The sequence below is a fragment of the Kitasatospora xanthocidica genome (assembly GCF_014656195.1).
Classification (GTDB): Bacteria; Actinomycetota; Actinomycetes; order Streptomycetales; family Streptomycetaceae; genus Kitasatospora; species Kitasatospora xanthocidica.
In genome coordinates, this window is record NZ_BNBY01000002.1 from 404,754 (window position 1) to 419,019 (window position 14,266).

Below are 14,266 nucleotides of genomic sequence, written 5' to 3' on the forward strand. Positions count from 1 at the left end.
GGTCGCTCTCAACTCTGCGGCCGGACCCGCCCCGAGCGCATGGGCTGGACGTCCCATTCCGGTCCCGACTCGGCGCCCGGAGCGCCGATCCGGCCCAGCACGACGGTGACCGGCCCGCGCGACCCGGCCCGCAGGCCGTACCGCTCCTTGGCCCGGACGTAGATGAGGTCGCCGGGGAAGACCGGCACCTCGCCGAGCTCGCCGAGGAAGGCGCCGACTCCGGAGAGGACCACCAGGAAGGCGTCGGCCGCCCGCTCCTCGTACGGTCCGCAGAGGCCGCCGGGGCCGAGGTCCACGGTGCCCATGTCGACCTGTCGCCAGGCGCGGGCGGGCTCCGGACCCGACCGCTGGGCCGGGACGGACTCCCGGCGCGGGGTGGGACGGACGGTGAGCACGGTGGTCGGCGCGCCCCGGACGGCGGTGAGCCGCCAGCTGCTGCCGGGCCGGTGGTGCAGCGCCTCGCCCGGCGAGAGCACCCGGCCGGCCGCGGAGAGTCGGCCGGACAGCACCACGGTCACCGACTCCGCCGACTCGCACGGGAGTTGGTCGACCCGGACACCGGGCGGCAGGGTCTCGACGGTCAGTCCGGCGCGGACGGAAGGCCGCTGTTCCGGGTCGATCAGCCGCCGGAAGACGGGTGCGGTGCGGGGGACGGCCGCGGGTACGACGATCACGGGGTGTCTCCTGGGACGGAGGGTCGGGGGGGTTCAGGGCCGGTCCCGGCGGGCGGCGCGGCGCCGGGCCAGGGCGGCCCGGGTGCCGGCGCTGTGCCGGGGGACGGCGAGGGTGAGACAGAGCAGTTCGGCGCCGAGCGGCCCGGCTTCGAGCTGCAGCGTCCGGCCCCTGCGGGCCAGCAGCAGATCGCCCTCGGAGGCCAGGTGGTCCGGCTCGTCCGACAGTCGGCCGACCACGGCGGCGCCGCGCAGCACGTGCAGGACGGTCTCGGCGTCGGGCCGGCCGGTCAGCACGTGGTGGGCGCCCGGGCTCAGCCGCAGGTGGTCGAAGGCCTCGCAGGCGCTGGCGAGCATCGAGCGACGGGCCAGCGAGCGGATCCGGACGCGTTCGCCGTTCGGGCCGAGGACGACCATGGCGGCGCCGGTGTCGGTGGTGACGATCATGCGGGTTCATCTCCGCTCGGTGAGGCGGGGCGGCCGGCGGGGACGGCCAGGACGGCGTGGAAGTACTCCATCCCGGCGGTGCCGGCGGTGAGGACGGTCCGGGTGCCGAGGGGCAGGACGACGGCGGTGCCCTCCACGAGGGGGATGCCGGCGTCGCGCGGCTCGGGGTCGCGCGGCTCGGCGTCGCGCGGGTCGGTGTCGTCCGGCGAGGCGTCGCGCGGCGAGGCGTCCGGTGCGGGGTCCCGCCGGACCGCGTGTTCGGGCGGCTCGGCGAGACCGGAGCCGGCGGTCACGTAGAGCGCGTGCTCGACGCCGTCGGCGGCCACCTCGGTGCTGTGACCCGGTTCGAGCCGCTGCAGACCGACGCCGCGCAGCGGCCCCGCGAGCAGTCGGCCGGGGTCGACGGCGCCGCGTCGGCGGAGATCGGTGATGACGGTGCCCGGCATGTCGGGCGCTCCTTCCGGTGGCCGGCGGGCCCTGCGGTCCGCCTCTGTGACCAACCGTGCGCCGCCCGCTGTCCCGGCCACACGGGGGTTCCGTCCCGTCCTGCTCCCGGCGTGATCCCGGCCCGATCCCGGGCCCGCCCGGGCCCTGCCGGTCCGGTCCCGGGTCGGGCCCGGGTCGGGCCCACCCGCTGTCCCGGGCGTTCCGCTCCTGCTCGGGACCCGGCCCGACGCCCTGCCGGGGACGCCCCCAGGGGTCCGCCCACCGCCCGCTCAGGCCGACGGAACGGCCCCGCCCGGAACGACGTACGGTGGAACCGGAGGCCGTGTCATGCACGTCACCGGAACCCACTTCACCCCCTTCGCCGACCGCACCGACGCCGGCCGACGGCTGGCCGCACTCCTCGGCCACCTGGGCGGCCCCGACACCGTCGTCGTGGCGCTGCCGAGGGGCGGGGTCCCGGTGGCCGCCGAGGTGGCCCAGGCGCTCGACGCCCCGCTGGACATCTGCGTGATCCGCAAGCTCGGCGTGCCGTACCAGCCCGAGCTGGGCATGGGGGCGATCGGCGAGGACGGGGTCCGGGTGCTGAACGAGCAGGTCATCCGGCTCGCGTCGGTCAGCGACGCCCAGCTGGCCGGGGTGGAGCGGCGTGAGCGCACCGAACTGGAGCGCCGGGCCCGCCGCTACCGGGGCGACCGCCCGCCCGCGGACGTGCGCGGTCGCACGGTGGTCGTGGTGGACGACGGCATCGCCACCGGCTCCACCGCCCGGGCGGCCTGCCGGATCGTCCGGGAGCGGGGCGCGGCCCGGGTGGTGCTGGCCGTGCCGGTGGCTCCCCCGGACTGGACCGACCGCCTGGCGGAGGTCGCCGACGAACTGGTCTGCGTCGACACGCCGTCCCCGTTCTTCGCGATCGGCGAGTTCTACGCCGACTTCTCGCAGACCGGGGACGAGGAGGTGCTGCGACTGCTCGCCGAGGCCCGGGAGCGGGAGCGGGACCGGAAACAGCGGAACCAGCGGGACCGGAAGAGCGGCCGGGCCCGCGGAGACCCGACCGCCGCCACCCCGGTCGACCGCGAGCTGGTGCTGACCGCCGGCGGGGTCCGCCTCGCGGGCCGGCTGACCGTGCCGGCCGGCGCGCTCGGCGTCGTGGTCTTCGCGCACGGCAGCGGCAGCGGGCGGCGCAGCCCGCGCAACCGGTACGTGGCCGAGCAGCTGAACCGGGCCGGGCTGGCCACGCTGCTGTTCGACCTGCTCACCGAGGCCGAGGAGCCGGACCGGCGCAAGGTGTTCGACGTGGGACTGCTGGGCTCCCGGCTGACCGCCGTCGCCCGCCACCTGGGCGCCGGCGCCGACTCCGCCTCTGCATCAAGGCCTGATCCCGATGTCGACGGCGTCCCGGAGACCCGCCACCTGCCGCTGGGCCTGTTCGGCGCCAGCACCGGCGCCGCCGCCGCGCTGCACACCGCCGCCGAGCTGGGCCCGGCCGTACGCGCGGTGGTCTCCCGGGGCGGCCGCCCGGACCTCGCCGGGTCCGAGGTCCTGGCGCGGGTGAGCGCCCCGACCCTGCTCGTCGTCGGTTCGCTGGACACCACCGTCCTGGACCTCAACCGGCGGGCCGGAAGCAGGCTGCGCTGCGAGAGTGAACTGGCGGTGGTGCCCCGCGCGACCCACCTCTTCGAGGAGCCCGGAACCCTCGACCAGGTCGCTGAGCTGGCCCGGAACTGGTTCCTGCGACACCTCCCAGAACCGGTTCCGCGGCCGTGAAACCACCGGACGGCCACCGGAGGACAGCCGAAGGACCGCCGAAGCGGATTGCGCAGACTTCGGGCGTCGCCCTCGATCGGCAGCACATTTTGCGCAGTGCAGGACGGCAAACGCCGATCAGCTTGTACACATTGAGCAGTGAAAAACCGACCTGTTGCCCAACCACCCCGACAGGAGCAAGCTCTCCGCAACCGCACCGCCCACCCATTCACGGTGCGGCCGCGATCCAGCGGATGCCTCAGAGCCGAGGCCCGAAGTGGAGGAACGACCGATGACCACGCAGTCCCACGCCCTTGAGTTGACCCCCGAGGAGCGCGAGGCCGGTCTCGACGCCGACCAGCTGCGCCGCCTCGTCGGCCTCGTCGAGCACGACCAGGCCACCGACCCCTTCCCGGTCACCGCCCAGGACGCGGTCGTGTTCGTGGTCGGCAACGCCACCCAGACGGCCCAGTTCTACCAGGTCGTGTTCGGCATGGAGCTGGTCGCCTACTCCGGCCCGGAGACCGGCCGCCGCGACCGCAAGGCGTACGTGCTGCGCTCCGGCTCCTGCCGCTTCGTGATCAAGGGCGGCGTCCAGCCGGACAGCCCGCTGCTGGACCACCACCGCCGCCACGGCGACGGCGTGGTCGACCTCGCCCTGGAGGTCCCGGACGTCGACAAGTGCATAGAGCACGCCCGCGCGTCCGGCGCCACCGTCCTCGAGGAGCCGAACGACGTCTCGGACGAGAACGGCACCGTGCGCCGCGCGGCCATCGCCACCTACGGCGAGACCCGCCACACCCTGATCGACCGCTCCCGCTACCACGGCCCCTACCTGCCGGGCTACGTCGTCGCGGAGAGCCGGGTCCATCACCCGGAGGGCTCCCCCAAGCGCCTCTTCCAGGCCCTCGACCACGCCGTCGGCAACGTCGAGCTGGGCCGGATGGACGAGTGGGTGTCGTTCTACAACCGCGTCATGGGCTTCGTGAACATGGCCGAGTTCGTCGGCGACGACATCGCCACCGAGTACTCCGCGCTGATGTCCAAGGTCGTCGCCAGCGGCAACCACCGGGTGAAGTTCCCGCTCAACGAGCCGGCCATCGCCAAGAAGAAGTCCCAGATCGACGAGTACCTCGAGTTCTACACCGGCCCGGGCTGCCAGCACATGGCGCTCGCCACCAACGACATCCTCACCACCGTGGACATCCTGCGCGCCCGCGGCGTGGAGTTCCTCAACACCCCGGACGCCTACTACGACGACCCGGAGCTGCGCGAGCGGATCGGCAAGGTCCGCGTGCCGATCGAGGAGCTGAAGAAGCGCGGCATCCTGGTCGACCGCGACGAGGACGGCTACCTCCTGCAGATCTTCACCAAGCCGATCGGCGACCGTCCGACCGTCTTCTACGAGTTCATCGAGCGGCACGGTTCGCTGGGCTTCGGCAAGGGCAACTTCAAGGCGCTCTTCGAGTCGATCGAGCGCGAGCAGGACCGACGCGGCAACCTGTGATCGTCGGAGAGCTCTGACGAACGGTCGAGGAGGACCACGGAGATGGCGTACTACCGGCAGCTGGGCAGCATCCCGCCCAAGCGGCACACCCAGCACCGCACCCCCGAAGGCGGGCTTTACTACGAGGAGTTGATGGGCGAGGAGGGGTTCTCCTCGGACTCCTCCCTGCTCTACCACCGGGGCATCCCCTCGGCGGTGGTCAACGCGGTGCCCTGGGAGCTGCCGGACCAGTCCACGGTGCCCAACCACCCGCTGCTCCCCCGCCACCTCAAGCTGCACGAACTGTTCGCGGGCCAGGAGTGGAAGTCCGCGGACGTGGTGGGCAGCCGTCGGCTGGTCCTCGGCAACGGCGACGTGCGGATCTCGTACGTCGCCGCCGGGGCCCCCAGCGAGCTCTACCGCAACGGACTCGGCGACGAGTGCGTGTACGTGGAGTCCGGCACCGGCACGGTCGAGACCGTCTTCGGCTCGATCGAGGTCGGCCAGGGCGACTACGTGATCATCCCGCGCGCCACCACCCACCGCTGGGTGCCGACCGGTGACGAGCCGCTGCGCGCGTACTGCATCGAGGCGAACAGCCACATCACCCCGGTGAAGCGGTACCTGTCCAAGTACGGGCAGCTGCTGGAGCACGCGCCGTACTGCGAGCGGGACTTCCGCGGACCGGTCGGCCCGCTGCTGGTCGACGCCCCCGGGGACGTCGACGTGCTGGTCAAGCACCGCGGCCCGCAGGGGATCTCGGGCACCCGCTACACCGTGCCGCACCACCCCTTCGACGTGGTCGGCTGGGACGGCTGCCTGTACCCGTACGCCTTCAACATCAGCGACTTCGAACCGATCACCGGCCGGATCCACCAGCCTCCGCCGGCCCACCAGGTGTTCGAGGGCAACAACTTCGTGATCTGCAACTTCGTCCCGCGCAAGGTGGACTACCACCCGCTGTCGATCCCGGTGCCGTACTACCACGCCAACGTGGACAGCGACGAGGTCATGTTCTACTGCGGCGGCGACTACGCGGCGCGCAAGGGCTCGGGCATCGCCCAGGGCTCGATCTCGCTGCACCCCGGCGGGCACACCCACGGGCCGCAGCCGGGCGCGTACGAGCGCAGCATCGGCGCGGAGTTCTTCGACGAGCTCGCCGTCATGGTGGACACCTTCCGCCCGCTGGAGCTCGGCGAGGGCGGCCGGGCCAGCGAGGACGGCAACTACGCCTGGACCTGGGCCGGTCGGGGGCCCGGGCGATGAGCGAACTGCCTCCGGGGGGCGCGGTCCCCGAGCTGTTCCGCGGGCTCTTCGACGACGCGGCGGTGTTCCCGCCCGGGAACCTGCCGGTCGCCGACGCGGTGCCCGCGCACCTCGTCCACCGCGCGGCCTGGTACGCCGAGGCGGTCGGCCCGCTCCTCTGCGGGGCGGGCCGGCTGGGCGAGTTGGCCGCGGCGACGTCCGGCGACGCGGTGGCGTCCGGCGGCACGGCGACGTCCGGCGGCACGGCGACGTCCGGCGGCACGGCGGGGGCGGGCGGCGCAGCGGGGGCGGGCGGCGCGCCGCTCAGGATCGGGCTGGTGCTGCCGGGGGGCAGCGCCGAGCTCGCACCGGCGCTCGCCGCCGCCGCGCCGTTCGACCTGGCCGGCGTCGAACTGGCCACCCGGGACGCCGCCGAGGCGATCGCCGAGCTGGACCGGCTGCTGCCGCCGCACGTCCCGGCCGCCGTCGAGCTGCCGCGCGAACTCCTGCGCGGGGACGGGCTCGACGCCGTCCTGGACGCCCTGGTGGACAGCCCGTACCGGGCGAAGTTCCGCACCGGCGGGCTGGTCGCCGAGGCGTTCCCGGACGAGGCGGAGCTGGCCGCCTTCCTCACCGGCTGCGCGCAGCGCGGACTCCCGTACAAGTGCACGGCCGGGCTGCACAACGCCGTCCGGCACACCGACCCGGAGACCGGCTTCGAGCACCACGGCTTCCTGAACGTGCTGCTGGCCGCGCAAGAGACCGACCCGGCGACAGCAGTGACGGTGCTCGCGGAGCGCGACGGCGAGGCCCTGGCCAAGGCGGTGCGTGCACTGACGGATCGCCAGGTTACCGTGATCCGCAACTCGTTCACCGCGTTCGGCACCTGCAGCATCGCCGAACCCCTGGGCGACCTGGCCGCGCTCGGCCTGCTGTCGTCGCCCGCTCCACAGCACCAGGAGGACCGTTGACCACCCCCCGCAGCTGGCTCGCCAGCGCCCAGGACTCGCCGTTCGGCGTGCACAACCTGCCATACGGCGTCTTCACCGCCGCCGACCGGCCCGGGCGGCGCCGGATCGGCGTGCGCGTCGGGGACTTCGTGCTGGACGCCGGGGCGGCCGCCCACGCGGCCGGCGCGCCCTCCGTCCTACTGGACGCCGATTCGCTCAACCCGCTGATGGCGGCCGGGCGTCCGGTCTGGACCCGGGTGCGGGCGGACCTCACCAGCTGGCTCACCGACGAGTCCTTCCGCGAGGCGCTGTCCCCGGCGCTGCTGCCGGTGGCGGACGTCGAACTGCACCTGCCGTTCGAGGTCGCCGACTACGTGGACTTCTACGCCTCCGAGCACCACGCCACCAACCTGGGCCGGATCTTCCGCCCGGGCTCGGAGCCGCTCACGCCCAACTGGAAGCACCTGCCGATCGGTTACCACGGGCGGGCGGGCACCGTCGTGGTCTCCGGCACGCCGGTGGTGCGGCCGCACGGACAGCGCAAGGCGCCCGCCGACCCGGCGCCGAGCTTCGGGCCCACCCGCCGGCTGGACATCGAGGCCGAGGTCGGCTTCGTCGTCGGCAGGCCGTCGGTGCTGGGCGAGCCGGTCGCGCTGGACGGCTTCCCCGAGCACGTGTTCGGCGTCTGCCTGCTCAACGACTGGTCGGCGCGCGACATCCAGGCCTGGGAGTACGTGCCGCTCGGCCCGTTCCTCGGCAAGTCCTTCGCCACCTCGATCTCGCCGTGGATCGTCCCGCTGGACGCCCTGCAGCACGCCCGGGTCACGCCGCCGCACCGCGACGTCGAGCCGCTGGCGTACCTGGACGACCGGGACGGCGAGCCGTGGGGCCTGGACCTGGCGATGGAGGTCCGGCTGAACGGGCACCTGGTCTCCCGTCCGCCGTTCGCCACCATGTACTGGACGGCGCAGCAGCAGCTGACCCACATGACCGTCAACGGCGCCTCGCTGCGCACCGGCGACCTGTTCGCCTCGGGCACGGTCAGCGGGCCGGAGCCGGACACCCGGGGCGCGCTGATCGAGCTGACCTGGAACGGCGAGGAGCCGCTGAAGCTGGCGGACGGGACGACCCGGACGTTCCTGGAGGACGGGGACGAGGTCGTCATCACCGCCACCGCGCCCGGCCCGGACGGCGTCGTGGTCGGGTTCGGCGAGGTGACCGGCCGGGTGCGGGGGTAGGGAACGCCTCCGTACCGGGGTGGCTCCCCGAGCGCGGGAACGGATGACAGATGACAAATGACAGATGACAGATTTCAGATGTTGAAATCTGTCAGCTGTCATTTGTCATTCCCGCCGAGCCCTTGAGGCCCCGAGGCCTCGGCGCCTCCGCCTACAGCCCCGCGCCTCCCGTGGCGTCGATGACCCGCCCGGTCACCCAGCGCGCGTCGTCGGAGGCCAGGAACGCGACGATGTCCGCGATGTCCTCCGGCTGTCCGACCCGCCCGAGCGCCGCGACCGAGGCCGCGTAGGCCTCCGCCTCCGCGTTGCCGCGCAGCCAGCCGGCGTTGACGTCGGTGTCCACGATCCCGGGCGCGACCGAGTTCACGGTGATCCCGCGCGGCCCGAGCTGCTTGGCGAGGTTGAGCGTGAAGGTGTCCAGGGCCCCCTTGGTCGCGCCGTAGGCGATGAGCTCCGGCATGGCCAGCCGGGCCGCGCCGCTGGAGATGTTGATGATCCGGCCGCCGTCCCGCAGCCGCTCCAGCCCGTGCCGCACCACGAAGAACGGCGCGCGGACGTTGACGGCGAACACCTCGTCGAACTCCTCCTCGGTCAGCGACTCGAGGCCCGAGCCGCGCCCGATCCCGGCGTTGTTCACGATGACGTCCACGCCGCCGTCCGACGCGTGCGCCCCGATCCCGGCGTCGAAGGCCTTCCACAGCGCGGCCGCGTCGCCGTGCCGGCCGAGTTCGGCCCGCAGCGCGAACGCCCGGCCGCCGTCGGCGCGGATGCCCGCGACCACCTCGTCCGCCGCCGCCTCGTCGCGGGCGTAGCCGACCGCGACGGTGGCGCCGTCCCGCCCGAGCCGGCGGGCGATCGCCCGGCCGATCCCCCTGCTGCCGCCCGTAACCAGCGCCGTCCTGCCCCGAAGTCCGTACGCACCCATGGCGGTGCCCCCTTCTACTGCCTTCCCCGATGATTGTTGAGCGACCGCTCAAGAAAGAAGCTAGCACAGGATTTTTGAATGAGTGCTCTAAAATTTGCTCCATGACGGACGCGGTGGAGACAGCAGGGCCGAAGGCAGCGCCAAAGGCAGCGGAAACGGCGGCGGCAACGGCGCCGGAGACCGGAAGCGCGGCCCCCGCCACCCGGCCCAGGCGCGGCCGCCCGCCGGCCTTCGACCGCACCGAAGCCCTGAGCGCCGCCACCCGGCTGTTCTGGGAGCGCGGCTACGAGGCCACCTCCGTCACCGACCTGACCACGGCCATGGGCATGCGCCCGGGCAGCCTCTACGCCGCGTTCGGCGACAAGCGCTCGCTGTTCGAGGAGGTCGTGCGCCGGTACGGCACCTCGCCCGTCGGCGCCTTCGCGGCCGTCGCGCTCACGGAGGAGCCCACCGCGTACGGCGCCTTCGCCCGCATCCTGCGCGAGGCCGCCGCGATCTACCCCGATCCGTCCCATCCGGCCGGGTGCCTGGTGATCTCCGCCGCCACCAACGTCTCCGCGCAGGACGCCGGGATCCAGGACCACCTGCGCGAGCTGCGCAACGGGAACACCCGGGTCTTCGCGGAGCGGCTCCGCCGGGCCAGGGAGGAGGGCGAACTGCCGCCCGAGGCCGACCCGGAGGCGCTGGCGGGCTACCTCGCCACCGTCATCCAGGGCATGTCCCAGCAGGCCCGGGACGGCGCCACCGCCGCCGACCTGGCCCGGACCGCCGAACTCGCCCTGCGCGCCTGGCCGTAGCCGGCGGCCGCCCGGCGATCACGACCGCCCGCCCGCCCCGGTACCGTGGGCAGCGGCAGTCCACAACGACGAGGGCACGGGAGCGGGACCGATGAGCGCAGAGGTGGCGGAGGTCCGGACGTTCCTGGACGGCGGCGTCGGACGGATCGTGCTGAACCGCCCGCGGGCGCTCAACTCGCTGACCCACGGCATGATCACCACCGTGCGCACCACGCTGGACGGCTGGGCCGCGGACGACCGGGTGCGCGCCGTCGTCCTGACCGGTGCGGGCGAGCGCGGCCTCTGCGCGGGGGCCGACATCCGCGCGATGCACGACGACGCGAAGGCGGGCGGCGCCGGCACCCGGGCCTTCTTCCGCGACGAGTACCGGCTGAACGCCCTGATCGCCCGCTACCCCAAGCCGTACGTCGCGGTGATGGACGGCATCACGATGGGCGGCGGCGTCGGACTCTCCGCCCACGGCGCGGTCCGGATCGTCACCGAACGCTCCACCGTGGCGATGCCCGAGACCCGGATCGGGCTCGTCCCCGACGTCGGCGGCAGCCGCCTGCTCGCCCGCGCCCCCGGCGAGCTGGGCATCCACCTCGGGCTCACCTCGGCCGCGATGGGCCCCGGCGACGCGTTGCTGTGCGGGTTCGCGGACCACTACGTGCCGTCGACGAGGCTCCCGGCGCTGCTCGACGCCCTCGCCCGTGACACCGCCGCCGCCGCCGACGACGTCGCCGCCCACCTTGTCGCCGACGTCGTCACCGCGCACGCCGAACCCGCCCCGCCCGCCGAGCTGGCCGGGCAGCGCGCCTGGATCGACGCCTGCTACGCCGCCGACACCGTCGAGGAGATCGTCGAGCGCCTGCTGAACTCCGGTGTCCCGGAGGCCAAGGAGGCCGCCGAGCTGGTCCTCGGGAACTCCCCCACCGCCGTCAAGGCCACCCTGGCCGCGCTGCGCCGGGCCCGTACGCTCCCCTCCCTGGAGGCCGTGCTCGACCAGGAGTACCGCGTCTCCTGCGCCGCGCTGGACGGCCACGACCTGGTCGAGGGCATCCGCGCCCAGGTGGTCGACAAGGACCGCGACCCGCGCTGGCAGCCCGCCACGCTCGCCGGGGTGACGGCCGTGGACGTCGCGCGCTTCCTCGCCCCGCGCGAGGGCGACGAGCTGGGACTGGCCTGACCGCACGGCTCGCGGCCGGGGCCGCCGGTGACCGGTGGCCGGTTCCGGCAGCCCCGCCGGACTGGTGACCGGCGTCTCGCATACCAAGACTGGCGCGGGACGGGGCGCGTCGTAGATCGTTGGGTGGTCAGGGCGCGCCCGCGCGGCGCCGAGCAGCGGACATGGGAGTCGACGGCGATGACCGAGACCGAGACCTACGAGACGATCCTGGTCGAGCGCAAGGGCCGGGTGGGGCTGATCACCCTCAACCGCCCCAAGGCGCTCAACGCGCTGAACACCCAGCTGATGAACGAGGTGGTCGCGGCCGCGACCGCCTTCGACCGGGACCCGGAGATCGGCTGTCTGGTGATCACCGGTTCGGAGAAGGCCTTCGCGGCCGGCGCCGACATCAAGGAGATGCAGGGCAACGCCTTCCCGGACGTCTACCTGGACGACTGGCTGGGCCCGTGGGACCGCCTCGGCGCGCTGCGCAAGCCCGTCGTCGCGGCGGTGGCCGGGTTCGCCCTGGGCGGCGGCTGCGAGCTGGCGATGATGTGCGACATCCTGCTGGCGGCGGACACCGCGAAGTTCGGGCAGCCGGAGATCAAGCTCGGCGTCATCCCCGGCATCGGCGGCTCGCAGCGGCTCACCCGGGCCGTCGGCAAGGCCAAGGCCATGGAGCTGTGCCTGACCGGCCGGATGATGGGCGCCGAGGAGGCCGAACGGGCCGGACTGGTCTCCCGCATCGTCCCCGCCGACCAGCTGCTCGCCGAGGCCCTGGCCACCGCCGAGACCGTCGCCGCGATGTCCACCCCGGCGGCGATCATGCTCAAGGAGAGCGTCAACCGCTCCTTCGAGACCACCCTCGCCGAGGGCGTCCGCTTCGAGCGCCGGCTCTTCCACGCGGCCTTCGCGACCGCGGACCAGAAGGAGGGCATGGCGGCCTTCGCCGAGAAGCGCCCGCCGTCCTTCTCCAACCGCTGACCGGGAGCCGGGGTCGGCGGCCGGCGTCCGGCGGCGTGTGACGGCATGACGGATGACGGCTGACAGATTTCAGCTTTCAGATTTCAGATGTTGAAATCTGTCAGCTGAACTCTGTCAGCTGACACCTGTCACCGTGTTCAGCCGGGCGAGCCCGCTGCGGGTGGCGGCGACGACGATCCGGTCGCCCGGGACGAGTCGCCGGGTGCGGTCGGGCAGCCCCCATTGCAGTTGCGAGCCGGGGGCGAACCGGACGGCGATCACCCGGACGCCGCCCTCGTCCTCCAGGTCGTGCCGGTTCAGGCCGATCAGCCCGCTGCCCGCCTCCACCGCCAGCTCGGCGATCAGCAGTACGTGCCGGAGCACCGACAGCGTCCCGCGCACCTCGCGCCCCATCAGCGCCGCCGCAAAGGCGGGCGCCGCCAGGTAGGACACCGACCGCGAGGCCGCGTTGTCCAGCGTCTTGTAGAAGTGCCCGGCGAAGTCGTCGTCGAACAGCCGCACCACCACCCGGACTTCGGGGTTGCCGTGGCGTGCCTCCAGCGCCGCCTCCAGGTTGGTGGCGTCGTCCCCGCTGACCGCGACCAGCGCCCGGCTGTGCTTCAGCCGGGCCCGGCGCAGCTGCTCCTCGAACGGGCCGTCACCCATCACGACCGGGATCCCGAGCGCCCGGACGGCGGCGACGCCACGCGCCTGCGGGTCCCGTTCCATGCAGACCACCGGCACGCCCAGGTCGTGCAGTTGGGTCGCGACCCGGGTGCCGACGTTGCCGAGCCCGACCACGATCACATGGTCCCGGGTGCCCGCCCCGGGGTTGCGCGGCTGGCCGCGCCGCCCGGAGCCCAGCACCTCGACCGCGATGGCGGTGGCGACCGGCGCGAAGGTGATCCCGCAGATGGTGATCACCACCTGGGCGACCCGCTGCCAGATTCCGCCGGTGCCCGAACCGGAGGCGATGTCGGAGAGCTGGTCGGGCTGGGCGGCGCCGGCCAGGTCGAGCAGCGAGATGTAGACGGTCCAGCCGAAGTTCCGGTTGAGGTACCAGAGCACGCCGAAGGACATCAGCACGGCGGCCAGGGCGGTGAGCAGCACCAGTCGCATCCGGGCGCTGGTGAAGAAGCGCATGGTGTCGAGCACCCGCCAGCGGAGGCGCCGCCGCCATCCGATCGGCACCCGGGGCTCGATCCGCAACACCTGCAGCGCGGCGGTGCCGGTTGGTTCCTCCTCGGGTTCCTGGCCGGTCTCCGCGACCTCCGGGTCCGCAGGGGTCTCCGTGGTCTCCGGGTCCGCAGAGGCAACTGGGGCAACCGGGGCCTCCGGGCTCTCCGGGTCCGCCGGCTCAACAGGCTCGACCGCCTCCGCCGAGACGACCGGGGCCGCTTCGCGCCGTACGCCGCCCGGCCGGATCGGCCCGTCGTCGCCGAACTCACGGGCGAGCCGGACGAATTCGGCCGAATCGCCCTGCTGGGCGGGCAGTAGCCGGATCTTGCTGAGGTCCCGCCGGTCGATCTGGTCGGCGACCACGCAGACCCGGTCCGAGGTGATGGCCTCGTCGAACGCGATGTGCAGGTAACGGCCTTCGATCTCGACCGAGTTGGGCCGTCCGAGCGCGGCGGCGGCGAAGGCCGGGGCGGCGGTGGCGGAGCCGGAGAGCGCGGCACCGTTCTTGAGCAGCCGTTCGATGTTCTCGCCGAGCCGCTGGTTGAACATCCGGAACACGATCCGGATGTCCGGATTGTGGTTCTGGGCGCTGAGCGCGGCGTGGATGTTCTCCTGGTCGCTGCCCTCGACCAGGGCGAGGCCGCGGGCGGTGCCGATGGACACCGCGCGCAGGGCCTCGTCGGTGATGCTGGCGTACTCCACGACCGCGGCGACGCCCTCGAGTTGTTCGATCTGCGGCGCGTGGTCGCGGGTCCGGTCGGCGACCAGGACGACGACCGGGACCTCGTAGTGTTCGACGAGTTCCAGGATCAGTCGGTGTGCCAGCGCATTGCCCCCGCAGACGATGTAGTGCTGGCTGATCGGCTCGACCGGAGGGGTCCCCCACCCTTCAGAAGTCATATCGCCGGATGATATCGACGACGAGTGTCCGGAGGGTGTCGTTCCGGCGACCGGGGTGGATCCCCCGGACGGCCGTACCCGGCGCGCGGGACGGCGACGGCGCGGAGAGGCTGGGGTTCGTCTTCTGC

Annotated in this window: 13 protein-coding genes; 8 read left to right on the top strand and 5 right to left on the bottom strand. The window is 73.4% G+C overall.

Features of this window, described 5'->3' with window-relative positions; all coding sequences use genetic code 11:
- Nucleotides 1-8: 8 nt before the first annotated feature.
- The 3 genes from IE332_RS05150 to IE332_RS05160 are packed head-to-tail and all read right to left on the bottom strand — an operon-like array spanning nucleotide 9 to nucleotide 1,564.
- Nucleotides 9-674, bottom strand: a complete 666-nt coding sequence (locus IE332_RS05150) for a cupin domain-containing protein (protein WP_189913871.1) — start codon at nucleotides 672-674, stop codon at nucleotides 9-11.
- A gap of 33 nt (nucleotides 675-707) precedes the next feature.
- Complete coding sequence (locus IE332_RS05155; RefSeq protein WP_189913872.1) at nucleotides 708-1,118, bottom strand: pirin family protein; 411 nt, start codon at nucleotides 1,116-1,118, stop codon at nucleotides 708-710.
- Nucleotides 1,115-1,564, bottom strand: a complete 450-nt coding sequence (locus IE332_RS05160; protein ID WP_189913873.1) for a hypothetical protein — start codon at nucleotides 1,562-1,564, stop codon at nucleotides 1,115-1,117. Before IE332_RS05160 ends, IE332_RS05155 begins: the two co-directional genes overlap by 4 nt.
- Nucleotides 1,565-1,892: 328 nt before the next feature.
- Between IE332_RS05160 and IE332_RS05165 the strand changes: the two genes are divergently transcribed.
- The 5 genes from IE332_RS05165 (at nucleotide 1,893) to fahA (ending at nucleotide 8,227) form a co-directional block, all read left to right on the top strand.
- Nucleotides 1,893-3,329, top strand: a complete 1,437-nt coding sequence (locus tag IE332_RS05165) for a phosphoribosyltransferase (RefSeq protein WP_189913874.1) — start codon at nucleotides 1,893-1,895, stop codon at nucleotides 3,327-3,329.
- A 271-nt stretch (nucleotides 3,330-3,600) separates the two neighbouring features.
- Nucleotides 3,601-4,815 (top strand): 4-hydroxyphenylpyruvate dioxygenase, encoded by a 1,215-nt coding sequence (gene hppD, locus IE332_RS05170; protein WP_189913875.1) that lies wholly within the window; start codon nucleotides 3,601-3,603, stop codon nucleotides 4,813-4,815.
- Nucleotides 4,816-4,857: 42 nt separating this feature from the next.
- Entirely contained in the window at nucleotides 4,858-6,060 is a 1,203-nt protein-coding gene (locus tag IE332_RS05175; protein WP_189913876.1) for a homogentisate 1,2-dioxygenase, read from the top strand.
- Entirely contained in the window at nucleotides 6,057-7,010 is a 954-nt protein-coding gene (locus IE332_RS05180; RefSeq protein ID WP_229928309.1) for a hypothetical protein, read from the top strand. Before IE332_RS05175 ends, IE332_RS05180 begins: the two co-directional genes overlap by 4 nt.
- Nucleotides 7,007-8,227, top strand: a complete 1,221-nt coding sequence (gene fahA / locus IE332_RS05185; protein WP_189913877.1) for a fumarylacetoacetase — start codon at nucleotides 7,007-7,009, stop codon at nucleotides 8,225-8,227. The genes IE332_RS05180 and fahA overlap by 4 nt, the downstream gene beginning before the upstream one ends.
- 151 nt (nucleotides 8,228-8,378) lie before the next feature.
- Here fahA and IE332_RS05190 read toward each other — a convergent pair whose 3' ends face one another.
- A complete protein-coding gene (locus IE332_RS05190) occupies nucleotides 8,379-9,152 on the bottom strand; it encodes an SDR family oxidoreductase (protein WP_189913878.1) in 774 nt (257 codons plus the stop codon).
- 101 nt (nucleotides 9,153-9,253) lie between these two features.
- Here IE332_RS05190 and IE332_RS05195 point away from each other — a divergent pair, with 101 nt between their 5' ends.
- The 3 genes from IE332_RS05195 to IE332_RS05205 all read left to right on the top strand — a co-directional run bounded on the left by IE332_RS05195 (nucleotide 9,254) and on the right by IE332_RS05205 (nucleotide 12,080).
- Nucleotides 9,254-9,949, top strand: a complete 696-nt coding sequence (locus tag IE332_RS05195; protein WP_189913879.1) for a TetR/AcrR family transcriptional regulator — start codon at nucleotides 9,254-9,256, stop codon at nucleotides 9,947-9,949.
- A gap of 91 nt (nucleotides 9,950-10,040) precedes the next feature.
- The gene (locus tag IE332_RS05200) at nucleotides 10,041-11,117 is read left to right on the top strand and encodes an enoyl-CoA hydratase/isomerase family protein (RefSeq protein WP_189913880.1); all 1,077 of its coding nucleotides are present in this window, start codon (nucleotides 10,041-10,043) and stop codon (nucleotides 11,115-11,117) included.
- A gap of 177 nt (nucleotides 11,118-11,294) precedes the next feature.
- On the top strand, nucleotides 11,295-12,080 hold the full coding sequence (locus IE332_RS05205; RefSeq protein WP_189913881.1) for an enoyl-CoA hydratase: 786 nt from the start codon (nucleotides 11,295-11,297) through the stop codon (nucleotides 12,078-12,080).
- A gap of 114 nt (nucleotides 12,081-12,194) precedes the next feature.
- On the opposite strand, the gene IE332_RS05210 is transcribed toward IE332_RS05205, so the two are convergent.
- On the bottom strand, nucleotides 12,195-14,138 hold the full coding sequence (locus tag IE332_RS05210) for an NAD-binding protein (protein WP_189913882.1): 1,944 nt from the start codon (nucleotides 14,136-14,138) through the stop codon (nucleotides 12,195-12,197).
- Nucleotides 14,139-14,266: the final 128 nt, after the last annotated feature.

Excerpts from the sequence above, each read along its gene's own strand:
- IE332_RS05175 (WP_189913876.1), top strand. The coding sequence starts at position 4,858 with ATGGCGTACTACCGGCAGCTGGGCAGCATCCCGCCCAAGCGGCACACC.
- IE332_RS05205 (WP_189913881.1), top strand. The coding sequence starts at position 11,295 with ATGACCGAGACCGAGACCTACGAGACGATCCTGGTCGAGCGCAAGGGC.
- IE332_RS05200 (WP_189913880.1), top strand. The coding sequence starts at position 10,041 with ATGAGCGCAGAGGTGGCGGAGGTCCGGACGTTCCTGGACGGCGGCGTC.
- IE332_RS05195 (WP_189913879.1), top strand. The coding sequence starts at position 9,254 with ATGACGGACGCGGTGGAGACAGCAGGGCCGAAGGCAGCGCCAAAGGCA.
- IE332_RS05155 (WP_189913872.1), bottom strand. The coding sequence starts at position 1,118 with ATGATCGTCACCACCGACACCGGCGCCGCCATGGTCGTCCTCGGCCCG.
- IE332_RS05180 (WP_229928309.1), top strand. The coding sequence starts at position 6,057 with ATGAGCGAACTGCCTCCGGGGGGCGCGGTCCCCGAGCTGTTCCGCGGG.
- IE332_RS05165 (WP_189913874.1), top strand. The coding sequence starts at position 1,893 with ATGCACGTCACCGGAACCCACTTCACCCCCTTCGCCGACCGCACCGAC.
- hppD (WP_189913875.1), top strand. The coding sequence starts at position 3,601 with ATGACCACGCAGTCCCACGCCCTTGAGTTGACCCCCGAGGAGCGCGAG.
- IE332_RS05210 (WP_189913882.1), bottom strand. The coding sequence starts at position 14,138 with ATGACTTCTGAAGGGTGGGGGACCCCTCCGGTCGAGCCGATCAGCCAG.
- IE332_RS05160 (WP_189913873.1), bottom strand. The coding sequence starts at position 1,564 with ATGCCGGGCACCGTCATCACCGATCTCCGCCGACGCGGCGCCGTCGAC.
- IE332_RS05190 (WP_189913878.1), bottom strand. The coding sequence starts at position 9,152 with ATGGGTGCGTACGGACTTCGGGGCAGGACGGCGCTGGTTACGGGCGGC.